General features: G+C 69.9%; 23 protein-coding genes. 10 read left to right on the top strand and 13 right to left on the bottom strand.

Annotation, left to right across the window (positions count from 1 at the left end; translation table 11 throughout):
* From CyaNS01_RS07410 to thrS, 7 genes are all read right to left on the bottom strand, one after another.
* Positions 1-621 carry a DOMON-like domain-containing protein gene (locus CyaNS01_RS07410; RefSeq protein WP_186696534.1) on the bottom strand — a complete coding sequence of 207 codons (621 nt, stop codon included), beginning with the start codon at positions 619-621 and terminating at the stop codon, positions 1-3.
* Positions 621-1,775 carry a phosphotransferase enzyme family protein gene (locus tag CyaNS01_RS07405; RefSeq protein ID WP_186696533.1) on the bottom strand — a complete coding sequence of 385 codons (1,155 nt, stop codon included), beginning with the start codon at positions 1,773-1,775 and terminating at the stop codon, positions 621-623. The genes CyaNS01_RS07410 and CyaNS01_RS07405 overlap by 1 nt, the downstream gene beginning before the upstream one ends.
* Before the next feature lie 58 nt (positions 1,776-1,833).
* Positions 1,834-3,924 (bottom strand): M3 family metallopeptidase, encoded by a 2,091-nt coding sequence (locus tag CyaNS01_RS07400; protein WP_186696532.1) that lies wholly within the window; start codon positions 3,922-3,924, stop codon positions 1,834-1,836.
* A 52-nt stretch (positions 3,925-3,976) separates the two neighbouring features.
* Positions 3,977-5,551, bottom strand: coding sequence for an NAD(P)H-quinone oxidoreductase subunit 4 (locus CyaNS01_RS07395; protein ID WP_370561803.1), 1,575 nt, complete (start codon positions 5,549-5,551; stop codon positions 3,977-3,979).
* A gap of 130 nt (positions 5,552-5,681) precedes the next feature.
* A complete protein-coding gene (gene thrB, locus CyaNS01_RS07390; RefSeq protein ID WP_186696531.1) occupies positions 5,682-6,644 on the bottom strand; it encodes a homoserine kinase in 963 nt (320 codons plus the stop codon).
* Between the two features lie 90 nt (positions 6,645-6,734).
* Positions 6,735-7,751 carry a glucokinase gene (locus tag CyaNS01_RS07385; protein ID WP_186696530.1) on the bottom strand — a complete coding sequence of 339 codons (1,017 nt, stop codon included), beginning with the start codon at positions 7,749-7,751 and terminating at the stop codon, positions 6,735-6,737.
* Positions 7,752-7,753: 2 nt separating this feature from the next.
* On the bottom strand, positions 7,754-9,520 hold the full coding sequence (thrS, locus tag CyaNS01_RS07380; RefSeq protein WP_222934219.1) for a threonine--tRNA ligase: 1,767 nt from the start codon (positions 9,518-9,520) through the stop codon (positions 7,754-7,756).
* Positions 9,521-9,707: 187 nt separating this feature from the next.
* On the opposite strand from thrS, the gene CyaNS01_RS07375 reads away from it, so the two are divergent.
* Together CyaNS01_RS07375 and CyaNS01_RS07370 are read left to right on the top strand one after the other, a co-directional pair.
* The gene (locus tag CyaNS01_RS07375) at positions 9,708-10,103 is read left to right on the top strand and encodes a DUF2605 family protein (protein WP_186696529.1); all 396 of its coding nucleotides are present in this window, start codon (positions 9,708-9,710) and stop codon (positions 10,101-10,103) included.
* A complete protein-coding gene (locus CyaNS01_RS07370) occupies positions 10,103-10,531 on the top strand; it encodes a TM2 domain-containing protein (protein ID WP_186696528.1) in 429 nt (142 codons plus the stop codon). Before CyaNS01_RS07375 ends, CyaNS01_RS07370 begins: the two co-directional genes overlap by 1 nt.
* Here the strand turns inward: CyaNS01_RS07370 and CyaNS01_RS07365 are convergent.
* The 4 genes from CyaNS01_RS07365 to CyaNS01_RS07350 all read right to left on the bottom strand — a co-directional run bounded on the left by CyaNS01_RS07365 (position 10,528) and on the right by CyaNS01_RS07350 (position 13,581).
* Positions 10,528-11,208, bottom strand: coding sequence for a glycoside hydrolase family protein (locus CyaNS01_RS07365; RefSeq protein ID WP_225875551.1), 681 nt, complete (start codon positions 11,206-11,208; stop codon positions 10,528-10,530). The genes CyaNS01_RS07370 and CyaNS01_RS07365 overlap by 4 nt on opposite strands.
* Positions 11,209-11,483: 275 nt before the next feature.
* A complete protein-coding gene (gene trpS, locus CyaNS01_RS07360) occupies positions 11,484-12,515 on the bottom strand; it encodes a tryptophan--tRNA ligase (RefSeq protein ID WP_186696527.1) in 1,032 nt (343 codons plus the stop codon).
* A 5-nt stretch (positions 12,516-12,520) separates the two neighbouring features.
* Positions 12,521-13,000, bottom strand: a complete 480-nt coding sequence (locus CyaNS01_RS07355; RefSeq protein ID WP_186696526.1) for a hypothetical protein — start codon at positions 12,998-13,000, stop codon at positions 12,521-12,523.
* A 17-nt stretch (positions 13,001-13,017) separates the two neighbouring features.
* Positions 13,018-13,581: a hypothetical protein gene (locus tag CyaNS01_RS07350; protein WP_186696525.1), complete on the bottom strand. Its 564-nt coding sequence runs from the start codon at positions 13,579-13,581 to the stop codon at positions 13,018-13,020.
* 171 nt (positions 13,582-13,752) lie between these two features.
* Between CyaNS01_RS07350 and CyaNS01_RS07345 the strand changes: the two genes are divergently transcribed.
* From CyaNS01_RS07345 to CyaNS01_RS07320, 6 genes are all read left to right on the top strand, one after another.
* Positions 13,753-15,186, top strand: a complete 1,434-nt coding sequence (locus CyaNS01_RS07345; RefSeq protein WP_225875550.1) for a YcjF family protein — start codon at positions 13,753-13,755, stop codon at positions 15,184-15,186.
* A 165-nt stretch (positions 15,187-15,351) separates the two neighbouring features.
* Positions 15,352-16,428, top strand: a complete 1,077-nt coding sequence (gene psbA / locus CyaNS01_RS07340; protein ID WP_186696524.1) for a photosystem II q(b) protein — start codon at positions 15,352-15,354, stop codon at positions 16,426-16,428.
* Between the two features lie 260 nt (positions 16,429-16,688).
* Positions 16,689-17,630, top strand: coding sequence for a metal ABC transporter substrate-binding protein (locus CyaNS01_RS07335; RefSeq protein ID WP_370561476.1), 942 nt, complete (start codon positions 16,689-16,691; stop codon positions 17,628-17,630).
* The gene (locus CyaNS01_RS07330) at positions 17,627-18,421 is read left to right on the top strand and encodes a metal ABC transporter ATP-binding protein (protein ID WP_186696522.1); all 795 of its coding nucleotides are present in this window, start codon (positions 17,627-17,629) and stop codon (positions 18,419-18,421) included. Before CyaNS01_RS07335 ends, CyaNS01_RS07330 begins: the two co-directional genes overlap by 4 nt.
* Complete coding sequence (locus CyaNS01_RS07325) at positions 18,418-19,278, top strand: metal ABC transporter permease (RefSeq protein ID WP_186696521.1); 861 nt, start codon at positions 18,418-18,420, stop codon at positions 19,276-19,278. The genes CyaNS01_RS07330 and CyaNS01_RS07325 overlap by 4 nt, the downstream gene beginning before the upstream one ends.
* A gap of 36 nt (positions 19,279-19,314) precedes the next feature.
* A complete protein-coding gene (locus CyaNS01_RS07320) occupies positions 19,315-20,508 on the top strand; it encodes a DUF4336 domain-containing protein (RefSeq protein ID WP_186696520.1) in 1,194 nt (397 codons plus the stop codon).
* 30 nt (positions 20,509-20,538) lie between these two features.
* Here the strand turns inward: CyaNS01_RS07320 and CyaNS01_RS07315 are convergent, their stop codons facing one another.
* Positions 20,539-20,901, bottom strand: a complete 363-nt coding sequence (locus CyaNS01_RS07315) for a DUF760 domain-containing protein (protein WP_186696519.1) — start codon at positions 20,899-20,901, stop codon at positions 20,539-20,541.
* A gap of 31 nt (positions 20,902-20,932) precedes the next feature.
* On the bottom strand, positions 20,933-21,556 hold the full coding sequence (gene lepB / locus CyaNS01_RS07310; protein WP_370561475.1) for a signal peptidase I: 624 nt from the start codon (positions 21,554-21,556) through the stop codon (positions 20,933-20,935).
* A gap of 95 nt (positions 21,557-21,651) precedes the next feature.
* Here lepB and menD point away from each other — a divergent pair, with 95 nt between their 5' ends.
* Together menD and menB are read left to right on the top strand one after the other, a co-directional pair.
* Positions 21,652-23,415 carry a 2-succinyl-5-enolpyruvyl-6-hydroxy-3-cyclohexene-1-carboxylic-acid synthase gene (gene menD, locus CyaNS01_RS07305; RefSeq protein ID WP_370561801.1) on the top strand — a complete coding sequence of 588 codons (1,764 nt, stop codon included), beginning with the start codon at positions 21,652-21,654 and terminating at the stop codon, positions 23,413-23,415.
* On the top strand, positions 23,412-24,257 hold the full coding sequence (menB, locus tag CyaNS01_RS07300) for a 1,4-dihydroxy-2-naphthoyl-CoA synthase (protein ID WP_186696517.1): 846 nt from the start codon (positions 23,412-23,414) through the stop codon (positions 24,255-24,257). Before menD ends, menB begins: the two co-directional genes overlap by 4 nt.
* Positions 24,258-24,269 lie beyond the last annotated feature (12 nt).

Below are 24,269 nucleotides of genomic sequence, written 5' to 3'. Positions count from 1 at the left end.
TCAGAGGGGGCTCGCCTGGGTCCACTGCGGCCTGGCGTGGAAGTCGGCGGCGCCGGCGGGATGGCGCAGGGCCCAGTAGCTGAGCAGGCCACCGCGCTGCTCCAGCACGGCGCTCACCTGCCAGTCGAAGGCCGTGGCCGTGGCCCAGGCCTCGGGCAGCTGGCAGCGCAGGCTGAGGCTCAGGGCTGAGGCGCTGCGCTGGCAGTCGAACGGCAGCGCGTCGAAGCCGGCGGCGGGTTTGAGCCCCTGGCGGTAGCCCTCCAGGGCGTAGACGTTCCAGGCCCCGTCCGGGCAGAGGTTGAACTCCAGATAGCTGGGCTGGCCTGCCGGTGCCACGAAGCACTCCAGGCAGGTGTGCTCCCACAGTCCGTCGCGCCGGGGGGCGCCAGGGGTGGCCTGCGCTTCTGGAATCAGCAGCGCTTCGAGGCCGGGGTGACCGGCTGCGGTGGTGAGCTCGATCAGCAGCTCCAGTGCGGGCCCGCCCTGCTCCCGGGGATCGAGGCTCAGCTGGCCCTGGATCGTCAGCTTGGGGTTGGTGAGCGCGGTCGTGGGGCCCGAGGCCGTGGAGTCTGTAGGCGTTGGGTCCGGGAAGGGGACGAGCTCAAACGGATGGCGGGCCATCAGCGCAGGGCCTCCACCAGGGCACGGATCTCGGCCTCCTGGGCCTCGATGCTCTCGGTGAGCCGGAACTGCACCCTGGCCCGCTGCAGGTTGTGGCCCCGATGGGTCACCTTGAAATAGCGGTCCCCAGCCAGGTGGTCGGTGAAGAAGCGCAGACCCAGCTCGAAGCTGATCAGCCGCATCGCCGCGTAGAGGTGATCGAAATCCGCTGGTGTGAGGAAGGCCCTGGCCTGCTCCAGGTAGCCGCCGAGCATCGCTCCGCAGCGCTCCAGATCGAACACCACCGCCTGGAGGTCGCTGGTCTCCTCGCCGGCGGGGTTGCAGCCGGAGCGCAGGCAGTCGCCGATGTCGTAGTGCACCAGGCCGGGCTTCACCGTGTCCAGGTCCACCAGGGCCACGGCGCGGCCGCTGCCGGCGTCCAGCATCACGTTGTTCACCTTGGGGTCACCGTGGATCGGCCGTAGCTGCAGCAGTCCCCGGGCCTTGGCCTCCTCCAGCACCGCCGCCTGGCCCTGGCGCTGCTCCACGAAGGCCACGCACTCCTGCTCGGCCCGATCCAGCCCCGCGGCTGACCGCTCGGCCAGGGCCTGCCGGCACACGGCGGTGTACTGGCTCAGGTAAGCCGGGGTGATGTGGAACCCCTCCAGGGTGTCGGCCAGCTGCTCGCAGGGGAGGTCGTGGATCTGGGCGTGGAAGCGGCCCAGGGCCCGCCCCACCTCGGCCGCATGGGCGAGATCGAGCACGGTGTCGTGGGTGGTGGCCCCCTCCACGTAGCTCAGCAGCCGCCAGCTGCCGCTCGGCTCCGTGAGGTGATGGCTGCCGCCACCGGCCTGGGGCTCTGGTGGCTCCGCCTGGCGCAACGGGATCGCCTCGGGCAGCTGCCAGGGCCGATCCTGCCGCTCAGCGCCGGCTCCCCCGGCGCCTGCCCGCCTGGCCATGTGCCGGTTCAGGGCCACGATGTTGGCCATCACCAGCTCGGGCTGGCGAAACACGGCGGTGTTGAGCCGCTGCAGCACGAAGCGCTGCGCGGCTGAGGTCTCCACCAGGTAGGTGTCGTTGACATTGCCGTTGCCCAGGGGCGCCACGCTGGTGACCGTGCCTGGAATCGCGAAGCGCTGGGCCAGGCGCTGCAGCTGGGGCTGGGGGGGGAGCATGGCCCCATCCTGCCCAGTGGGGTCTTTCGGGCAAGCCCCGGTGGGGCGTCTCGCCGGCTCAGGCGTTGGCCGCCGCCAGCCCCGAATGCCGGATCAGGGCTTCACTGCTGGGCTGGCGGCCGCGGAAGGCCTCGAACACTTCGCTGGGGGAGCGGCTGCCGCCCAGGCTGAGCACGGTGTCGCGGAAGCGGCGGCCGGTGGCCACGATCGCGTCCTCCTGCTCCAGACCCACCTCCTCGAAGGCGCTGAAGGCATCGGCGCTGAGCACCTCGGCCCACTTGTAGGAGTAGTAGCCGGCCGCGTAACCGCCGGCGAAGATGTGGCTGAAGGCGCAGAGAAAGGCGTCTTCGGCGATCGGCTCCAGCACCGTGGTGGTGCGGGCGATGTCGCGGCGCAGCTGGTCAGGGGTCTGGCCGCAGCCGGGGGTCCACTGGCTGTGCAGCCGCAGGTCGGTGAGGGCGAAGTGCACCTGACGCAGGGTGGCGCTGCCGCCCATGAAGGTGCGTGCCGCCAGCAGTTTGTGGTATTCCGCCTCGGGCAACGGTTCACCGCTCTGCCAGTGGCGGGCCATGCCCATCAGGGTGGCGCGGTCGTAGCACCAGTTCTCCATGAACTGGCTGGGCAGTTCCACCGCATCCCACTCCACGTTGTTGATGCCGGCCGCCTGGGGACGCTCCACCGTGGTGAGCATGTGCTGCAGGCCATGGCCGAACTCGTGGAAGAGCGTTTCCACTTCGTCGAAGGTCATCAGGCTGGGAGTGCTGCCCACCGGCGGGCTCTGGTTGCAGATCAGATAGGCCACCGGCAACACCGGCGTGCCCTCGGGGCTGCGGGAGCGGCCCAGGCACTCATCCATCCAGGCGCCGCCGCGCTTGCTGCCCGGTCGGCTGTAGGGATCGAGGTAGAAGCCGGCCAGCTCGTCGCCGCTGCTGCCGCTGAGCACACGGAAGTAGCGCACATCCGGGTGCCACAGGGGCGCCTCCCCCTCCGTGCTCACGATGCGGATGTCGAACAGGCGCTGGCAGAGGCCGAACAGCCCCTGCAGCACCTGCTCCAGGGGGAACCAGGGGCGCAGGGCCTCGGCATCCAGCTCAAAGGTCTCCCGCCGCAGCACTTCGGCCCAGTGGCTCACGTCCCAGGGCTGCAGATCCTCGGCCTCCGGGGCGCCATGGCGACGGGCGCAGGCGCGCAGCTCCTCGATCTCCCGCTGGGCAGCCGGCAGGGCTGCCGCGCGCAGCTCCTCCAGCAGTTGCTCCACCTCGGCCACCGAGCCGGCCATCTTGGTGGCCAGGCTCACCTCCGCCCAGGAGCCGTAGCCCAGGCGCTGGGCCTGCTGCCGCTTGAGGGTCAGGATCCGCTCGATCAGGGGCCGGTTGTCGAGGTCGCCGCTGGAGGCGCGGTTCACCTGGGCCCGGTAGACCGTTTCGCGCAGGTCGCGCCGCTGGCTGAACTTCAGGAAGGGCATGGCCCTGGGCATGTCGAGCCCCATGCGCCAGCCCTCTTCGCCGGCCTCGCGGGCGGCCTGGGCCAGCAGCTCCCTCAGGCTCGGGGGCAGACCAGCCAGGTCGGCCTCGCTGCTGAGGCTGAGGCTCCAGTTGTTGGTGGCGTCGAGCACGTGGTTGCCGAAGTCGTTGGCGAGACTGGCCAGCTCGGCGGTGGCGGCATTGAAGGCCTCCTGCTCGGTACCCTCCAGCCCCACCCCGCGCAGCTGCATGTCGCGGCGCTCGGCCTCGAGGATGCGCCGCTGCACGGCATCGAGCGCGCTGCCGGCCAACCGCTCCAGGGCCCGGTAGAGCACCTGGCTCTGGCCGGCCCGGCTGCCGAAGGCCACCACGGCCCCCTGCTGTTGCTGGTAGGCCTCGCGCAGCTCAGGGCTGTTGCACACGCCGTTGAGATGGCTCACCGCTCCCCAGCTCCAGCGCAGCCTCTCGCCCAGCCGCTGCAGGGGCTCCATCACCGCCTCCCAGGCCAGGGGAGCGTTCGGGTCGCTGAGCTGCTGCTCCAGGTTGGTCTCGAGGGCACTGAGCTCGCTGTGCAACTGCTCCAGCAGCAGCGGAATCGCCGTGGCCACCTGATCGGCGGTGATCTGGGCGAAGGCAGGCAATCCCTGGCCCTCGAGCAACGGCAGGGTGGCGGTGGCGTGGCCCATCAGCGCGGTTCAGCTGGGCCTATTTCAGCCGATCGATGCGGTGGGCCGTGGTTCAGCCGAGGGCGGGGATCCTGCCCAGGGTGATGGCCGTGACGCTGGCCAGCTGGCTGGAGAGGCCATTGGTGCTGGCCTCGTAGAGATCGATCGCCACCCGCGGCCAGAAGCCGATCACCAGGGTGGGCACCAGCAGGGTGAGGCCGATCAGCAGTTCGCGTGGATTCATGTCGCCCACCACGGCCAGGGCCGGGATCCTGGGCCCGAAGAACACGCGCCGGCAGAGGCTGAGCAGATACACCGGCGTGAGCACCAGCCCCACGGCGGCCAGCACGATGGTGATCACCCGGAAGCCGATCGTGAAGCCGTCGTTGGCGGTGACCCCCAGAAACACCGTGATCTCGCTCACGAAGCCGCTCATGCCCGGCAGAGCCAGGGAGGCCAGGGAGCTTGCCAGGAAGAAGGCGAAGGTGATCGGCAGGGCCTTGGCCAGGCCGCCCATGTTGGGAATCGAGAGGGTCTTGGTGCGCTCGTAGAACACGCCGGTCACGAAGAACATGGCGGCGGCGATCAGGCCATGGCTGATCATCTGCAACATGGCGCCACTCATGCCGAGGGCGTCAATGGCGCCGATCCCCACCAGCACGAAGCCCATGTGGCTCACGGAGCTGCAGGCGATCCGGCGCTTGACGTTGTCCTGGGCGAAGGCGTTGAGGGCGCCGTAGACGATGTTGACGATGCCGAGCACGATCAGGGCCGGCGCCAGGGTGAGGTGGGCCTCCGGCAGCATCTGCACGTTGAAGCGCAGCAGGGCATAGCCGCCCATCTTCAGCAGCACCCCGGCCAGCAGCATCGACACCGGCGCATTGGCCTCGCCATGGGCATCGGGCAGCCAGGTGTGCAGGGGGAACATCGGCAGCTTCACGCCGAAGCCGATCAGGAAGCCCACGTAGCAGAGCAGGCCGAAGACCCCGCCGGGGCTGCGGCTGGCCATCTCGCTGAGGTTGAAGCTGAAGGGGCCGCCGTAGAAGGCCAGGGCCAGGCCGCTCACCAGGATCAGCAGCGAGGCGGTGGCGGTGTAGAGGATGAACTTGGTGGCGGCGTACTGGCGCTGCTGGCCGCCCCAGATGGCGATCAGCAGGTACACCGGCACCAGCTCCAGTTCCCAGGCCAGGAAGAACAGCAGGAAGTCCTGGGAGAGGAACACCAGCCCCTGGGCTGAGGCCTGCACCAGCATCAGGGCGAAATAGAGGCGCGTCTTGCGGTTGATGTTCCAGCTGGCGGCCACCGACAGCAGGGTGACGAGGCCGGAGAGCACCACCAGGGGCGCCGAGAGGCCATCGGCCCCCAGCGACCATTCCAGCCCGAGGGCCGGCACCCAGCTGACGCGCTCCACCAGCTGCAGCTCGGCGCTGGAGCCCTCGAAGTGCTGGCTGAAGCACACCAGCATCAGCACCAGATCCACCCCCAGGGTGCCGAGGGCCAGGCTGCGGGGCCAACGGGGATCGCTGCCGTCCCCCGGCAGCAATGGCATCGCCAGGGCGACAGCCGCCGGCAGCAGCACGATCAGGCTGAGCCAGGGGAAACCGGCCAGCCCGCCTGCCATCAGGGCGTCGGGCAGGGCCGCGGCCAGGGGGCCCAGGGGAGGAGAGGAACAGGGGGTCTGCGGAATGGACGCGGCCACAAGCGCCAAAGAGCCGTCCATCCGAGTCCCGTCAAGATCTGGAGCAACTTACCAGTTGCAGCAAGGCGGCTGGGTAGAACTACTCAGCGTTCTCAGGCCGATCCGGCAGCGGCAGCCAGTGACTGCCGCGGTGCTGCACGCTCAGCACCTCCGCCCGCGACTCCACGCCGGCGTAGTACCAGGTGCGCACCATCGCCCGGTTCACCGTTTCGGCCACCTCCTGGCGGCAGAGCGCCAGCAGACTCGGGCCGGCACCGCTGATCACGCAGCCCCAGGCCCCGGCCTCCAGGGCCGCCTCACGCACCTTGCGACCCCCAGGGATCAGCCCCCAGCGGTAGGGCTCGTGCAGGCGGTCGTGCATGCCGTCGGTGATCAGATCGCCGTTGCCGGTGCGCAGCCCCTGCAGCAGCAGCGTCAGGGCGCCGAGGTTGGTCACCGCATCGGCCACGGGGATCGCCTTGGGCATGGCCCGCCGTGCCTCGCTGGTGGTGAGCCGCACCGCCGGAATCGCCACCACGGCCACCACCTCCGCCGACCACTCGCAGCGCACCACCCGCCAGCGGTGCGAGGCGGCCTTCGCCGTCATGCACAGCCCGCCCACCAGGGAGGGCACCACATTGTCGGGATGGCCCTCGATATCGATGGCCAGCTCCAGCAGCTTCTCCTTGCTGAGCGGCTCGCCCACCAGGGCGTTGGCGCCCATCAGGCCGGCCACGATCGCCGTGGCACTGCTGCCCAGGCCGCGGGCGGGGGGCACGGCCAGGCGCACCCTGGCCTCCAGCCCCACCGGCTCCTCACAGGCTTCCTTCCACACCCGCTGGGCGGAGCGGTAGACGAGGTTGTCGGGCCCGCCGCGCAGGTGGGCCCCCTCCGGGCCCTCGATGATCAGGTCGAAGCGCTGGCTGCCGCCGGCGATGCAGCGCATCTCGAACACGTTGTCGAGGTCGAGGGCCGCCCCGAGGCAGTCGAATCCAGGCCCCACATTTGCGGTGGTGGCTGGCACATGCACCACCACGCCCTGGCCGATGCGGGGGCGCGCCATCGAAGCTTCCTCGGTTCGGCTCAGTGTCTCAGTTCATCGGCGGCGGTTTGGTTCGTGCCTGGCATCCGGGCTGGTTGGTGACCTCGAGACTCAGCCCAGCAGCATCCGGGCCCGGCAGGCGGCACTGAACTGGCCGATGGCGGGATCCAGCACCGCCGTGATCGGCATGTTGGCCAGAACCCGCCCCAACCGCCCCTTGGCCAGGAAGGCCTCGCGGAAGGTGTTGCCCCGCAGGGGCTCCAGCAACTTGGCGGCGGTGCCCCCCGCCAGCCAGATGCCACCCCGGCTGAGGCTGGTGAGGGCCAGGTCGCCGCAGACACTGCCGTAGGCGCCCAGCCACACCTCCAGGGCCGCTGTCGCCAGGGGATCGCCCTCGGCTGCTGCCGCGGTGGTGGCGGCGGGCAGCTCATCCGGCTGTGTGGCCGCCAGGGTCTGGAGGGGATGGGCGCCGCCCGGGTCCTGGGAGTCCAGCAGCCAGCGGGTCACATGGCCCAGCCCGGTGCCGCTCACCACCCGCTCGATCGAGAGGCGCTCGAGGTCCAGGCTGGCCAGCAGCCACTGCTTGAGCGCCCACTCCTGGGCGCTGCGCGGCGCGAACTCGCCATGGGCTGCCTCGCTGGCCAGGGCGGTGAGCTCCGCTCCATCCCGCGCCGGCAGCCCGATCGCCACCCCCAGGCCGGTGCCCGCCCCCAGCACCAGCAGCGGCTCAGCGGCCACGGCCTGCCCCGCCACCACCGGAGCCTGCTGGTGGGGCTCCAGATGCGGCAGGCCGTAGACCAGCACGGCGAAGTCGTTCACCAGGTTCACCCGCTCGATGCCGGTGTCCCGGCTGAGTTCCGCCTCGCAGAGCTGCCACGGCAGGTTGGTGAGATGGGCCTCCCCGCCCTGCACCGGTCCGGCCACGGCGAAACAGGCCGCGGCAGGAGGGGAGTCGCTGCCCAGGAAGGCCTGCACCATCGGGGCGAGATCGGGCCACTCGGCCGAGGGGTAGCGCTCACTGCGCAGCAGCTCCAATCGGGGGCCGCACAGGGCATACAGGGCCAGCAGGGTCTTGGTGCCGCCGATGTCGCCCGCCAGCACCGTGAGGCATTGCGTCGCGTCGGCCATGGTCAGCGGGGTGTCCCGTCGCCGCCGGCTGCCTGGGCTGCGGCCTCCAGAGCGTCCACTTCCAGAGCGAGACCTGCCCCCCGCTGCTGGTTGGCCTGCCGGGCTGCCGCCAGCACATCGCTGGCCGCCAGCGTGCCCAGATCGCCGTCGCGGCGACTGCGCAGGCTGATGGCACCCGCTTCCACCTCCTTGGCGCCGATCACCCCCAGCACGGGGATCTTCATCTGCTCGCCCGTGCGGATCAGCTTGTTGAGCCTGTCGCCGGAGCCATCCACGCTGCAGCGGATGCCCGCCCGGCGGAACTGCTCGCTGAGCGAGGCCGCGTAGGGGCGCACCTCGTCGGTGACGGGCAGCAGCCGGATCTGTTCCGGTGCCAGCCAGAAGGGGAAATCGCCGGCGTAGTTCTCGGTCATGATCCCGAAGAACCGCTCCAGCGATCCGAAGATGGCGCGGTGAATCATGATCGGCCGCTGGCGGCTGCCGTCGGCGGCCACGTAGTGCAGATCAAAACGTTCCGGCAGGTTGAAGTCGAGCTGGATGGTGGAGCACTGCCACATCCTTCCGATCGCATCTTCGATCTTGAGGTCGATCTTGGGGCCGTAGAAGGCACCGCCGCCCTCATCCACCTTGTAGTTCCAGCCCTTGCGCTCCAGGGCCTCCACCAGGCCCTGGGTGGCGAGCTCCCACACGGCGCTCTCACCGATCGACTTGGCGGGCCGGGTGGAGAGGTTGATCTCGTAGCTGCGGAAGTCGAAGGTGGAGAGGATCTGCTCGGTGAGATCGAGAATGGCCAGGATTTCGTCGCTGATCTGCTCCGGCAGGCAGAACACGTGGGCGTCGTCCTGGGTGAAACCCCGCACCCGCATCAGCCCGTGCATCACCCCGGGCCGCTCGTAGCGGTACACCGTGCCGAGCTCGGCCCAGCGGATCGGCAGCTCCCGGTAGCTGCGCAGGGTGCTGGCATAGGTGAGCACGTGGAAGGGGCAGTTCATCGGCTTGAGCTGGTACTGACGCTCATCCACCTGCATGGGCCCGAACATGCTCTCGCTGTAGAAGTCGAGGTGGCCGGAGGTCTTCCACAGGCCCAGATCGGCCACGTGGGGTGTGTAAAGCAGCTCGTAGCCGGCCGCGAAGTGGGCCTCGCGCCAGAAGTTCTCGATCTCGAGGCGCATGCGGGCACCGCGGGGATGCCAGAACACCAGGCCGGCGCCGGCTTCGTCCTCGATCGAGAACAGGTGCAGGTCGGTGCCGAGGCGGCGGTGGTCCCGGCGCAGGGCCTCGGCCTTGCGGCGCTTGTGCTCGGCCAGCTGCTCGGGGGTTTCCCAGGCGGTGCCGTAGATGCGCTGCAGCTGGGCCTTGGTCTCGTCGCCGCGCCAGTAGGCCCCGGCCACGCTCTCGAGCTCGAAGGCCTTGGGGTTGAGCTCGCTGGTGTTGGCCACGTGGGGCCCGGCGCAGAGGTCCCACCACTCCTCGCCGAGGGTGTAGAGGCTGATCGGCTCCTCGATCGAGGCCAGGATCTCCAGCTTGTAGGGCTCGTTCTGGGCCCGGATGCGCGCCTCGGCCTCGGCGCGGCTCACCTCAAGCCGCTGCAGCGGCAAGCGGCGGCCGATGATCTTGCCCATCTCCTTCTTGATCGCCTTGAGATCGGCCTCGGTGAAGGGTTCCGGGTGGTCGAAGTCGTAGTAGAAGCCGCTCTCGGTCCAGGGGCCGATCGTGACCTGGGCCTTGGGGAACAGCCGCTGCACGGCCATGGCCAGCACATGGCTCATCGAGTGGCGGATGCGCAGCAGTTGCTCGCTCTCGCTGGTCCTGGGCAGGGCCACCGGCTCGGCTGTTCCCTGCTGCTGCCTGGCCACTGCCTCCGGGTGGGGACGGGACGGGGGCGCGGAAGCGGGCACGGGCGGGAGCTGTCAACGGCGAAGGCCGATCCTACGCAGCCCTTCTAGGCTGGGCCCCATGACAGCCTCCCCACCTCCCCAGGAGCCTGCGGCCGATCTGCTGGAGCACCTGCTTGGCTCCCTGCTCGCCGATTTCGGGGTCTGGTTCAGCCGCGGCGAGCTGCTGCTTGACCTCTGCCCCGACCGGGTGATGGCCGAGCCCGAGCGGCTGCAGTTGCGCCAGCGGCTGGACGAGGCCCGCCGCGAGCTGGCCGCCGCCGCCAGCCTGCGCCGGGCGGCTCCGGTGCCGATGGCCCTCGGGCTCGACGCCATGGCCCCCTGGCACCAGCTGGTGCTGCGGGTCTGGTCCCTTTCGGCCAGCCTGCGGCGCAGTGGCGTGGCCCTGCCGCCGATGGACTGGCCCGAACCCCCCGCCATGCCCGCTCTGCTGCCGCCCCCCGAGGCATCCGCCTGATGGCTCTCACCCAGCCGCGCCACCTCGGGGTGGCCTACCTGCTCTGGGCGCTGGGACTGGTGGGGGTGTGCGGCATCCAGCGCTTCTACAGCCGCCGGCCGATCAGCGGCACCCTCTACCTGTTCACCTTCGGGCTCTGCTTCATCGGCCAGCTGGTGGATCTGTGGCTGCTACCGGATGTGGTGGAGCAGGCCAATGCCGTGCACCTGCTGCGGTCCAGGGGCGCCTCCCTCGAGCGCCAGTTGCTTGAGTTGGCCCGCCGGAACGGTACTGCCGGCTTCACTCTCAACGATGCCCTGCTGGCCCTCGAGGGGCAGCCTGGGGTCGGCAGTGAGCAGCTGCGCAGCGAGATCGAGCGGCTGCTCCACGGGCATCTTCTGGATGTGGGCAACGACGAGCGCGGCCGGGTGATCTACCGCGAGCCCTAGGCCGGGTTGGCGTTCTCGCGGGAGTCACTGCTGCTGCCGTTGCGCCGGGCCTCGCCCAGGGCAGCCTGGTAGAAGCGGCTGAGCTCCTGGCGGCTCTTCACCGGCTGGCCGTAGTAGCTGCCGCCATGGCGGTAGGGGATCGAGGCCCACTCGGGCGCCAGCCGCGCCATCACCTCGCTGTCGAGGCCCTGGCGGTCGAAGCGGGTCAGGGCGCGGCGGCGCTGGATCAGGTAGAGGGCGGCCTGGTCCTGGTTGTGGGGCTCGAAGCTGCGCAGCCCCAGTCGGCGCGACACCTCGTGCCAGGTGCTGGGCAGAAACTGGTAGGCGCCTGCGGCAGCACTGGTGTACATCCGCCGCACGCTGATTTCGGGGTGGCGTTGAAAGCCCTGGAAGAGTTGTCCGCCATACAGAACCCGGTAGCCCTCGGCGCGCCCCCCCTTCCAGGTGCCCTCGGCATAGCGGATGGTGTTGAGCAGGGCCCGCCGCTCTGGCGTGACCGTGAAGGGGCCGTTGGCGGTGCGCACGGCCACCTTTGTGGCGGCAGGCAGCTGGGGGCTCGGGGCCGCCAGCCGTGCAGGGCCTCCAGGCAGCTCGGCCGAGGAGGCCAGGGTGGTGGGCACCGTGGCGGCCAGACACAGGGCGACGGCCAGGGGCCTGCGGGAGAGCTTCTGGAACAAGGGGGTGGTCAGGCAGGGCTTGGGCGAGTCGCCATACCTTGCTGATCAGGGGGTGTTTCCAGCGACCCCACCCGCTGGGGGGTAGACAGCGGCGCCGCCGTGTGCATCTGCTGATGGTGTGACCATGGCGACAGTCCCCAGCCCCCTGCTGTGTAAGTGCTTTTACTCAGTTTTGTCGCCAGCGCCGATGGACTGGCGTGATGCGGTGGCCCATGGCCAGGCATCAGCAGGCCTGATCATTTCTGCAGAGACTGTTAAGACTCAGGCTGCAGGTCTCAGCGCCGCGGCGGCAGGAACCCCAGGCAGTGCTCCACCCGCTGCAGGGTGCTCTCGGCCACGGCGTCTGCCCGGGCCCGGCCGTCGGCGAGCACCTGGTCCAGGGCTGTGGGGTCGGCCCGCCACTGGCGGTAGCGCTCCTGCACCGGGCTGAGCGCCCCGATCAGGGCCTCGGTGAGCAGGGGCTTGAAGCGCCCCCAGCCCATCTCGGCGCATTCCAGGGCAGCGGCGTCGCGGCTCTGGTCGCTGAGCAGGGCATAGAGGCCCAGCAGGTTGTCGGCTTCGGGACGCTCCGGGTTGCCGAATTCCAGCCCCAGGGTGGGATCGGTCTTGGCGCGCTTGATCTTGCGGCTGATCAGCTCCGGCGGATCCAGCAGGGCGATGCGGGAGCCCTCGTTGGGATCGCTCTTGCTCATCTTGCTGCTTCCGTCGCTGAGGCTCATCACCCGGGCCCCCTCAGGCAGGATCAGGGGTTCGGGCACCTTCAACACCGGCTGACGCTCCCCGTCGGGCCCCGGGGGGCCAAAGCGGGCGTTGATGCGCTGCTGGGCAATGTCGCGGGCCAGCTCCAGGTGCTGCTTCTGGTCTTCGCCCACGGGCACCAGATCGGCGTCATAGAGAAGGATGTCAGCCGCCATCAGCACCGGGTAGTCGAGCAGCCCAGCCGACACCTGGTCGCCCTGCTTCACGGCCTTTTCCTTGAACTGGATCATCCTCTCCAGCCAGTTGAGCGGCGTCACGCAGTTCAGCAGCCAGCAGAGGGCGCTGTGGGCGCGCACATGGCTCTGCACGAACACGGTCGAGCGGGCCGGGTCGATGCCGCAGGCCAGATAGAGGGCGGCGGTGCTCAGGGTGGCCTCCGCCAGGGCGGCGGGATCGTGGGGCACCGTGATCGCGTGCAGGTCCACGACACAGAAGAAGGTGTCGTGGCTCTCCTGCAGGTCGACCCAGTTGCGGATGGCGCCGAGCCAGTTGCCGAGGTGCAGGCCCCCGGTGGGCTGAACGCCGGAGAGCACCCGGGGCCGTGCCATCGCGCTCAGCCCCCCTGGGCGCTGGGCTCTTCAGCCTCTGCCGCAGCGCTGGAAGCCTCTGCTGCGGTTGCGGGATCGGCCGGATTGCTGCTGTCGGTGTCGGCCGTGTCGGCGCTCACGGGTTCTGGAGCGGGCTCGGCGGCCACTGGGCTGGGTTTGGGCTTGCTCGGCCGCGCGAAGGGATCGACGCGGTCCTGCCGCTCGGGCCTGGGCCCGCGCCCCTCGGAGCCGGGGCGACGGCCAGCGGCGGGCTGGTTGCGCATCTCATTCACCAGGGCGTCGAGTTTGCCTTCCTCGAGCAGCTGGGCCACGGTGCGCAGGCAGAAGCCGAGCACGGCCACGGTTGAGCGCAGGCGGAAGGCCTCCTGCACGGCCCGGGCCGCGCGCATTTCGTTGTCGCTCAGGCGGATCCGGAACCCTCCGGGCTCACGGTTGCCGCCGGGTCTGCCACCCTGGGGCAGGGCCGTGCTCGTCTCGTCAGCCATGAAGGCCATCTAAGCAGTCAGGCGCAAGTGTGCCGCATCGACGGGCGCGGAGGTTTCAGCCAGAGGAGCCGATGCGGCTCGGGGCTGTAGGGCCGCGCCAACTGCAGCAGCGGCAGCGATCGCGGCGCACTGTGCTCCATCTGCTGGCGGTAGCGGGCCAGCAGCGCCTGGTAGGTGGCGAGGGTCCAGCCAGGGCTCCTGGTCTGCTGCTGCCAGTAGGTGCGCAGGGCCTGCTGGCAGGCCAGCTGGCCGAACTCCTCCCAGCAGTGCAGCTCCGCCAGCCATGGGTCTTCCCCGGCCTGCAGCCGTTCGCGGTAACGGCTGAGCTCCGGCGCCTCAGCGCTGCAGTCGGGCGGCCACTGCCGGGCCAGCTGGCCCACGGGCACCGCCCGCAGGCGCAGCCAGCAGCGTTCATGCACCACCACGGGCAGGTCGCCGCTCCAGCCGCCGGCCCTGGCCAGGTCGGCCTGCCAGGCCAGCAGCTGGCGATGCTGGCTCGGCGTGAACGCCTCCTCCCGATGGCCTGTCATGGCCTCGGGTCCTCTGTCGGCGCTGCCCCTGCCACTGGATGGACCTGCCATGGCGGCCACGCTATTGGTGACGGGTGAGGCGTGACGCCGTGAGGTGAGCTAAACAGATGCAGCTCCGCTGGTCACCCGTTGACGTCGCCCCTGCTGTCCGAGCTTCCTCACACAGCGGCCGCGAACCGGGCAGCCCAGAGCAGCTGGCCGCCTGCGACCCTGCTGTCCAGCTTGGGGCGCCGCTGGTGGCCGCTGGGCGCCGCCGTCGTGACGGGGGGCGTGGTGCTGGATGGGGTGGCTCACCTCTCCAGCGTTCCTGTGGTTTCCGCCGGCACCGGGGTGGCGGTACTGGCCGCCGGGTGGTGGCTTCTGCGCCGGCCCGCCCCTCTGGCGGTGGTCGATCCCGGCGATGTGGCGGGCTGGCTGAAGCGGCTGGAGGCCATGCAGGAGCAGTTTCGACAGCTGGAGGACCCTGGGGGCCAGCGGTTTCCCTTCAGAACAGAGGCTCCCCAGCTGACTGCGCCTCTGGCGTTGGCTGAGGCGAGCCCCACGCCGTCAACAAGGCCTTCAGCTGATCTGCAGCGTGCTGCCGATCGCCGCGCCCATCGGCGTGCCCTGGCCCTGGAGAGCCAGCGGGCCCTGCTTGAGCGTTCCGGTCTCACCCTGGGAGTGGCTGCCACCCTGGAGTGCCCCCAGGAGCGCCAACCCCTGCTGGCCCAGGCCCTGCGCGGCTCCGCGCCCCTGACGCTGCAGTGGTCGCGCCCCCTGCCCAGCTGGAGTGACAGCTGGACCTGGCCTGAGCCCCTGGCATCGGCCGACGCCCTCATCTACTGGCTGCGGATGCCCCTGGGGGCTGCAGACCTGCGCTGGATTGAGGCCCTGCCGCCGGGCCTGCCCACCTGGCTGCTGGTGGAGCACGACGACGGCTGCGAGCCCGCCGCCCTGGCCGAGGAGCTGAAGGCCCAGCTGCCCCTGGGACCAGCCCACAATCTTCTATTCTGGTCTCCCCAGGCGACGTCGCTGCAGCGGCTGCTGGCGCCCCTGGCCTCCCAGCTCGGACGGCGGGCTGCGGCCCTGCGCCATGACCGCCAGCTGCGGGGGCTGCGCACCCTGCACGACCGCTGGCAGGTGGAGCTGGAAGCGCTGCGGCGCCTGCGCTTCATCAGCTTGCAGCAACGCACCCAGTGGCTGGTTGCCGCTGGCGTGGTGGCGGCACCGCTGCCCTCTCTGGATCTGGTGGTGCTGGCGGTGGCCAACGGCCTGATGCTGCAGGAGATGGCCAGGCTTTGGCAGTGTCCCTGGACGGCGGAGCAGCTGCGCGCGGCCGCGCTCGAGCTCGGCCGCGCCTCCCTGGCCCTGGGGGTGGTGGAGTGGAGCACCCAGATGCTGGCTTCGCTGATCAAGCTGCATGGCGCCACCTGGTTGGTGGGCGGCGCCATTCAGGCCCTCAGCGCCGCCTACCTCACCCGGGTGGTGGGCCGGGCCATGGCCGACATGCTCGCCCTCTCAGCGGGGGTGACGGAACCGGACCTGCAGCGCATCAAACGGGAAGCGCCGCTGCTGGTCGCCCGGGCGGCCGAGGCGGAAAAACTCGACTGGAGCGGCTTCCTGCAGCAGGGTCAGCAGTGGTGGCGAGCGCGGCAGGCCAGCTCCGCTTCGGCCTGAATCATGTGAAGCCTTTGTTGCAGCCGCAATTAAGTTATACGAAGCATTCCCACGTTTGTTGAGATTCGGGGTTCCTTCAGGGCGTTCTGCGTAGGGTTTTGAAGAGCTTCTGATCAAGAAGCCCGTCCTGTTCCTCCATACCCGACCCTTCTGGGTCCTCCTGCCATGACCACTGCTGTACGCAGCGGCCGCGCAACAAGCTGGGAAAGCTTCTGCCAGTGGATCACCTCCACCAACAACCGCATCTATGTCGGTTGGTTCGGCGTGCTGATGATTCCCTGCCTTCTGGCGGCCACCATCTGCTTCATTGTGGCGTTCATCGCCGCTCCCCCCGTTGACATTGACGGGATCCGTGAGCCCGTAGCCGGCTCTTTCCTGTATGGCAACAACATCATCTCCGGTGCTGTTGTGCCCTCCAGCAATGCCATCGGCCTGCACTTCTATCCCATCTGGGAAGCCGCCAGCCTCGACGAGTGGCTCTACAACGGCGGTCCCTACCAGCTGGTTGTGTTCCACTTCCTGATCGGCATCTCGGCCTACATGGGCCGTCAGTGGGAGCTCAGCTACCGCCTCGGCATGCGGCCCTGGATCTGCGTGGCCTACAGCGCTCCGCTCTCGGCTGCCTTTGCCGTGTTCCTGATCTATCCCTTCGGTCAGGGCTCATTTTCTGATGCCATGCCCCTCGGCATCAGCGGCACCTTCAACTTCATGCTGGTGTTCCAGGCCGAGCACAACATACTGATGCATCCGTTCCACATGCTGGGTGTGGCCGGTGTGTTCGGTGGCTCGCTGTTCTCCGCCATGCACGGCTCGCTGGTCACCTCCTCGCTGGTGCGTGAAACCACCGAGAGCGAGAGCCAGAACTACGGCTACAAGTTCGGCCAGGAGGAAGAGACCTACAACATCGTGGCTGCCCACGGTTACTTCGGTCGCCTTATCTTCCAGTACGCCAGCTTCAACAACAGCCGCAGCCTGCACTTCTTCCTGGCGGTGTGGCCGGTGGTGGGCATCTGGTTCACCAGCCTCGGGGTGAGCACGATGGCCTTCAACCTGAACGGCTTCAACTTCAACCAGTCGATCCTGGACGCCCAGGGCAAGGTGGTGCCCACCTGGGCCGATGTGATCACCCGCGCCAACCTCGGCATGGAGGTGATGCACGAGCGCAACGCCCACAACTTCCCCCTGGATCTGGCTGCGGTGGAGTCCATCCCCGTGGCGCTCACGGCTCCGGCGATCGGCTGATCCAGCCACCCTGCTGATCCAGCCCCAGTGCGCCGTCACCAGGCGGCCGCTGTCCCCTCCCCTGCTTCGGCAGGGGTTTTTCTTGGGCGTCTGCCGTCGCCTCCGCCCAAGCACTGACAACCAGGGCCGTCATGTTGCAGAGCGTTGCGCGCTCCGGGGCCACCGCAGGGGCCAGGGCCGTGTTTTGTATAGTCCCTAACGAAAGACCACGCTGGGGCATGGACCCACGACCGGCTCCTGCCTGCGGCCCCCTGAAGGCGTTGAGTGGCTTTGGGCGCCCCCTGGCGGCGGCGCTGGCTTCCCTGCTGCTGGCCGCCTGCGACGCCCCCAGCCCCGAAGCGCGCCAGGACCCCGCGGACGACCGCCCGGTGGTGCTCACCACCTTCACGGTGCTGGCGGACATGGCCCGCCAGGTGGCCGGTGATCGCCTGCAGGTGGACTCGATCACCAAGCTGGGCTCGGAGATCCATGGCTACGAACCCACCCCCAGTGACGTCGAGCGCGCCAGCCGGGCCGACCTGATCCTGGAGAACGGCCTCAACCTGGAGCTCTGGTCCCGCAGGTTCACCGCGGCGGCCGGCAACGTGCCCGTGGCCACCCTCACCGAGGGGATCGCACCCCTGCCCATCGCCGAGGATGCCTACGCCGGCAAGCCCAATCCCCACGCCTGGATGTCGCCCCGGAAGGCCAAGCGCTACATCGACAACATCGTGAGCGCCTTCAGCCGGTTGGACCCCGAGGGCGCCGCCAGCTTCCAGGCCAATGGTGAGGCCTACAAGCAACAGCTGGCCCAGCTGGATCAGGAGTTGCGTGCCTCCCTGGCCACGATTCCGGAATCGCGGCGAGTGCTGGCCACCTGCGAGGGCGCGTTCACCTATCTGGCTCACGACTACGGCCTCACTGAGGCCTATCTCTGGCCGGTGAACGCCGAGAGTCAGGTCACCCCCAAGCGGATGGCCCGCCTGATCGACACCGTCCGCGACCGTCAGGTGCCCGCGGTGTTCTGCGAGAGCACCGTGAGCGACGCCTCCCAGCGGGAGGTGGCCAGGGCCGCCGGTGCCACCTTTGGCGGCACCTTCTACGTGGACTCGCTCTCCACGCCCGATGGGCCGGCTCCCACTCTGCTCGCCATGCAGCGCCACAATGTGGGTCTGATCCAGCGGGGTCTGGGCACCCCTCAGAGCAACGGAGTGACCCCATGAGGGCAGCCCGACCACCGCTGGGCGCCGAGCGGCTGCGGATCGAGGCCGACCAGGTCTGCGTTGACTACAACGGCACCATGGCCCTGCACGACGCCAGCCTGCGGCTGGAGGCCGGCTGCATCTGCGGCCTGGTGGGCATGAACGGTGCCGGCAAGACCACCCTGTTCAAGGCCTTGATGGGGTTTCTGAGGCCCTCCAGGGGCTACATCCGCATCAATGGTCTGCCGGTGCACCAGGCCCAGCGCCAGCAAGCGGTGGCCTACGTGCCCCAGAGCGATGGCGTCGACTGTGCCTTCCCCGTGTCGGTGTGGGATGTGGTGATGATGGGACGTTACGGCTCGATGAACCTGCTGCGGCTGGCCCGTGCTTCGGACCGGGCCGCCGTGCGCCATGCCCTGGAGCGCGTCGAGCTGCTGGAGCTGCGCGATCGGCCGATTGGCTCCCTCTCGGGTGGCCAGCGCAAGCGGGCCTTCCTGGCCAGGGCCATTGCCCAGGACGCCTCGGTGCTGCTGCTGGATGAACCCTTCAATGGCGTGGACGTGCGCACGGAGAAGCTGATGGCCGATCTGTTCATGCAGTTCCGCAAGGAGCAGCGCTCGATCCTGATCTCCACCCACGACCTCAGCCACGTGCGCAACTTCTGCGACCGGGTGGTGCTGATCAACAAGACGGTGCTGGCCTACGGCGAGACCTCCGAGGTGTTCACCCCGGAGAACCTCTCGCTCACCTTCGGGGGCCTGCCGCCCAATCTGCTGATGGGCCCCACCCCCTCCCGCGAGAACGAGCGATGACGGCCTCCCTGGCAACGGGCCTGCCGCTCACCTGGCTGCTCGAGCCGATCAGCCATGGCTTCATGGTGCGGGCCCTGCTGGTGAGTGCCCTGGTGGGGGGTGTGTGTGGCCTGCTGTCGTGTTACATGACGCTCAAGGGCTGGGCGCTGATGGGGGATGCCGTGTCCCACGCGGTGATGCCCGGCGTGGTGGTGGCCTACGCCCTGGGCCTGCCGTTCTCGGTGGGAGCCTTCGTGTTCGGGGTGGGCTCGGTGGCCGTGATCGGCTTCGTGAAGCAGAAGTCGCGGGTGAAGGAAGACACAGTGATCGGCCTGGTGTTCACAGGCTTCTTTGCCCTGGGCCTGGTGCTGATCTCGAAGATCCGCAGCAACATCGACCTCACCCACATCCTGTTCGGCAATGTGCTTGGCATCTCTGCCGGCGACATCACCGACACCCTGGTGATCTGCGCCATCGTGCTGGCGGTGTTGCTGGTGCTGCGCCGCGATCTGATGCTGTTCTGCTTCGATCCCACCCACGCCCGCTCGATCGGCATCAACACCGGGCTGCTGCATTACCTGCTGCTCTCGGTGTTGTCGCTGGCGGCGGTGGCGGGCCTGCAGACCGTGGGCATCATCCTGGTGGTGGCGATGCTGGTCACCCCCGGGGCCACGGCCTACCTGCTCACTGACCGCTTCGATCGCATGACCCTGCTGGCAGTGGCCAGCAGCGTGTTCTCCAGCGTGGGAGGGGTGTATGTGAGCTACTGGAGCGACAGTTCCACGGCCGGATGCATCGTTCTGGTGCAGACGTTCCTGTTCCTGCTGGCCTTCTTCTTTGCCCCTCGACACGGCATCTTCAGGCAGCAACAGACCTGAGCCAGCCGGTCACGGCAACCCCCTTCGTCCGCGCCAGTGCCACCTCCCCCTGCCGTCCCCCAGCCTCACCCCGCCCGCGGCGATCAGCGCTGGCCCTGGTGGCCCCTGTTGCCGCTCTACCCCTACGGCCGCCGCCGCACCCTGGTGCGGGAGCTGATCCCCGATCAGGTGTGGAGCTTCGAGCAGCTGCAGGGGCTGCTCTACGTGGCCGTGCCGATTCGCATGACGGTGCTGCGGCTGGCCGGCGGGTTGCTGCTCTACGGCGCCCTGCCGCCCACCCGGGAACTGCGCCGGGCCCTGGAGCAGCTGGAGCAGCGCTACGGGCCTGTGCTGAGCATCGTGTTGCCCACCAGTTCAGGGCTGGAGCACAAGCTGCCCCTGCCGGCCCTGGCCCGGGCCTTCCCCGCCGCCCAGGTGTGGATCAGTCCGCGCCAGTGGAGCTTCCCGCTGCCGTTGCCCCTGGGCTGGCTGGGCTTCCCCCGGGAGCGCACGCGGGTGCTGCTGGAGCAGGGGGTGCCCTTCCCCCAGGAGCTCGACTGGGTGGCCCTGGGCCCGCTGGACCTGGGGCTGGGCACGTTCATGGAGGTGGCCTGCCTGCACCGCAGCAGCGGCAGCCTGCTGGTGACCGATGCCCTGGTGGCGATCGGCCCCCAGCCCCCCGCCCTGTTCGAGGCCGACCCCACCCCCCTGCTGTTCCATGCCCGCGACCGCGGCGACGAGCCCCTGCACGACAGCGCCGAGCGGCGCCAGCGGGGCTGGCAGCGGCTGGTGCTGTTTGCCTCCTACCTCAGGCCCGAGCGGCTCCAGGTGCCTGGCCTGCTGGAGCAGCTGCGCTATGCCATGGCACCGGGGCTGCGGCGGTCAAAGGCCTACTTCGGGCTGTATCCCTTTCAGTGGCTGCCGGGCTGGGAGGAGGAGTTTGCCTCCCTGGTGCCCTCCGGTGGCCTGCAGCTGCAGGTGGCTCCGGTGCTGGAGCGGCTGGTGTTTCCGCGCTGCCGGCCGGCGCTGCTGGCCTGGATCCGCCGTCTGGCCGCCCTGGAGGGGGTGCGCCAGTTGATCCCGGCCCACTACGAGGCGCCCGTGCCCTGTGACGGCGCCGGCCTTGAGGCGCTGGCCACGGCCCTGGAGGCCCGTCCCTGGGCTCCGGCTGAATCCAGCTGGACGTTTCTGGCCAGCGTGGATGGGGCCCTGCTGCGCTGGGGCGTGGTTCCCGAGCAACCGGGCTGCTGAAGGACCCGTTGGGCCCCGCGGATGCCTGCTTCAGAGCCTCAGTTCGCCGGGGTCGGCGTCGCAGGAGTCGGAATCGTCGCCATCGCTGGAGAGCAGGCTGGAGTCCAGCTCCATGCGCTGCTCCATCTGGCGCAGGAAATAGCCGGTCATCATGGCCGAGGCCAGCAGGCCGGCCAGGTTGTCGCGGTTGGTCTGGATCTTTACCTCGAAGTGCTCGCCCGGCAGCATGCCGAGCAGACCCTGCACGTTGTGGCGAATGATGTCCTGGATGTCGCCGCTGGCCGAGCGCGCCACCCGCTGCAACACATCCGGAGACTGTTCCTGGAGGTACTGGATCAGCGAATTGCCACTGATGGCTTCATTGTCCGTGGTCAGGAACTCCGGGTTGAACATCTTCCGGTGTGCTCCGCATCACCACGGAACCTTAACCCAGTCCTTGTGACAAGCCGAGATCATCGGCTGTTCGGGAAAACCGAATCGCACCGAAGCGCTGCAGGGGCCAGTAGCGCCACACCGCCGCCCCGACCAGCTGGTCCTCCGGCAGGGGGCCCCAGAGGTGGGAATCGAGGCTGGCGTTGCGGTTGTCCCCCAGCACCAGCAGCTGCTGGGGCGGCACCAGCACGGGTCCGAAGCTGTAGTCCATCGGTTCGGCGGCCCAGTCGGTCTGAACGGCCTCGCCGTTGCGCCAGAGCCTGCCCTGACGCACCTCCACCTGATCCCCAGCCCTGGCCACGACCCGTTTGATCAGGGCGGCCTCCGGGGCATAGCCCGCCGCCACCAGCACGGCGGGGGGGTGGAACACCACCACGGAACCCACGGGCAGGGGCCGGTGCAGGCGGGTGCGCACCTTCTCCACCAGCACCCTGTCGCCCAACTCCAGGGTGGGCAGCATCGAACCGGAGGGAATCCAGCGCGGCTCCACCACGGCCCAGCGCAGCAGCAAGGCCACGGCGACCCAGAGCAGCAGAGGCAGCAGCTGGCGGCGCAGCCTCTGCTGCGTCGTGGCCGGCGCCAGGCTGGCTTCGGGCTCAGATGGGGAGGGGGACAAGCCGGTGGCAAGGATGGTGCACCCATCCTGCTCCTGAGAGCGTGGACCTGGCTCGCCGCAATCTGGAGGCCTCCGTTCGCCTGCTGCAGGCGCTGATGGCGGCTGGGCTGGAGCTGGTGGTGGTCTGCCCCGGCAGCCGCTCCGGCCCGCTCGCGGTGGCCGCCGGTCTGCTGGAGGGTCAGAGCCTGCGGCTGCGCACCGCGCTGGATGAGCGCTCGGCGGCCTTTTTCGCCCTGGGCCATGGCCGCGCCTCGGGGCACGCCGCCGCCGTGATCACCACCTCCGGCACGGCGGTGGCCAACCTGCTGCCCGCCTGTGTGGAGGCCGATCTCGGCGCGATCCCGCTGCTGCTGATCAGCGCCGACCGTCCGCAGCGCCTCAAGGGCTGTGGTGCCAACCAGGCCGTGAACCAGGAGCAGTTTCTGATGGCCAGCGTGCGCCTGCTGCTGCAGGGGCACGCCGAGGGGCTGGCGGCGATGGCGGCCGGGGAGCTCGAGCAGCTGGCGACCCAGGCGCTGGCCGCCACGACGGTCTGCCCGGGGAGGCCTCCCGGGCCGGTGCATCTGAACCTGCCCATCGAGGAACCCCTGCACGGGGATGGGCCGGCCCTGGAGAGCACCAGGGCCTTGGCGACCCGGCTTGAGGCGGCGCAGCGGGCTCGGGACACGGGCGCCGGGCCCGAGCCTGGCTCAGCCGGGGCCGGGAACCAGACCTGGACCCGGCCCCTGGGCGTTCCAGCGATCGGCAGCGGTGGTCTGGAGCCCGACCAGCCCGGGCTGGTGGTGGCCGGGCCCTGGCGGGGACTGCCCCAGCACGGCCCGGCCTACCGCGAGGCCGTGGCGGCCTGGCAGCGGCGCAGCGGCTGGCCCGTGCTGGCCGATGGCCTCAGCGGTCTGCGGGGTTGGCCGGGCCTGGAGCTGGTGACGGTGGCGGATCTGCTGCCAGACCCCGTGCCTGCCGCCCTGCTGGCCCCCCAGGTGCTGCGGCTCGGTCCCCTGCCGGCGAGTCGGCGGCTGCAGCAGCTGCTGCGTTGCTGTGGCGGCCGGCAGTTGCTGATCACCGAAGGCGAGCCGCGCCACCTCGATCCGCTCGGCACGGCCTCGGGCCAGTGGCCGGCAGGGCTGGCCGCCTGGATCGCCCAGCTGCCCCCTGAGGCGTGCTGCGGAGCCCCGGGGTCCGCCAGCTTGGCCCTTGCCCGCCGCTGGCACGTCCTGGAGCGGCAGCTGCAGGCCGGGCTCGACACGGCCCTGGCCGCACCGGCCTGGGGCGAGCCGGCCCTGGCGCGCCAGCTGAGCCTGCTGTTGCCGCCCTCCCTGCCGCTGGTGATCGCCAACAGCTCCCCCGTGCGCGATTGGGACAGCTTTGCCGCCGCCGCCGCTCCCTTCCGGGAGGTGTATGCCTTCCGCGGCGCCTCCGGCATCGACGGCACCCTGTCGCTGGCCTGCGGCGTGGCGGAGGCCGTTGGCGCGGCGGTGCTGCTCTGCGGCGATCTGGCCCTGCTGCACGACAGCAACGGCTGGCTGTGGCGGCGCCAGCTGGGCGGGCGGCTCACGGTGGTGTTGATCGACAACGGCGGCGGCGGCATCTTCGAGCAGCTGGCGATCCGTCCGCAGCAACCGGCGCCCCTGGATTTCGAGCGGCTGTTCGCCATGCCCCAGGCCGTGGACCCCCTCGCCCTGGCCGCAGCCCACGGCGTGCCCGGCCGGGAGGTGGCCGCCGCCGCCGAACTGCCCCTCGCCCTGAGCTGGGCCCTGGAGCAACCGCTGGCCCTGCTGCGGCTCTGCAGCGACCGCCGCCGCGACGCCGCCGCGCGGCAGGCCCTGCGCAGAATGGCCAGCGTCCCGGCCCCGCCCCCATGACCGCCGTTCCCGTGAGCTGGCAAGAGGCCGGTCGCTACCAGGACATCCGCTTTGAGCTCTGCGACGAGGGCATCGCCCGCATCAGCATCGACCGGCCCCACAAGCGCAATGCCTTCCGGCCCCTCACCGTGCAGGAGCTCTGCGATGCCTTTGCCAGGGTGCGCGACAACCCCCGCATCGGCGTGGTGCTGTTCACCGGCGCCGGCCCTGCGGCCGATGGGGGCTGGGCCTTCTGCGCCGGCGGCGACCAGAGCGTGCGCGGTGATGGCGGTTACGTGGATGAGCAGGGCCTGCCCCGGCTCAACGTGCTCGACCTGCAGCGGCTGATCCGCAGCCTGCCGAAGGTGGTGATCGCCCTGGTGGCGGGCTATGCCATCGGCGGCGGCCAGGTGCTGCACCTGCTCTGCGACCTCTCGATCGCCGCCGAGAACGCCCGCTTCGGCCAGACCGGCCCGCGGGTGGGCAGCTTTGACGGCGGTTTCGGGGCCTCCTACCTCGCCCGGGTGGTGGGCCAGCGCAAGGCCCGCGAGATCTGGTTCCTGTGCCGCCAGTACGGCGCCGAGCAGGCCCTGGCCATGGGGCTGGTGAATGCGGTGGTGCCGTTGGAGCAGCTGGAGGCTGAGGGGCTGGCCTGGGCCCGGGAGGTGCTGCAGCACAGCCCCACCGCCATCCGCTGTCTCAAGGCCGCCTTCAATGCCGAAACCGACGGCATGGCCGGGCTCCAGGAGCTGGCCGGTCAGGCCACCCACCTCTTCTACCGAACCGCCGAGGCCCAGGAGGGGCGTGATGCCTTCCTGGAGAAGCGCCCGCCGGACTTCTCCGGCTCCGCCTGGCTACCGTGAGTTCATGTCGCC

The sequence above is a fragment of the Cyanobium sp. NS01 genome, assembly GCF_014280235.1.
Taxonomy (GTDB): domain Bacteria; phylum Cyanobacteriota; class Cyanobacteriia; order PCC-6307; family Cyanobiaceae; genus NIES-981.
This window is presented reverse-complemented; position numbering and strand designations above follow the sequence as displayed.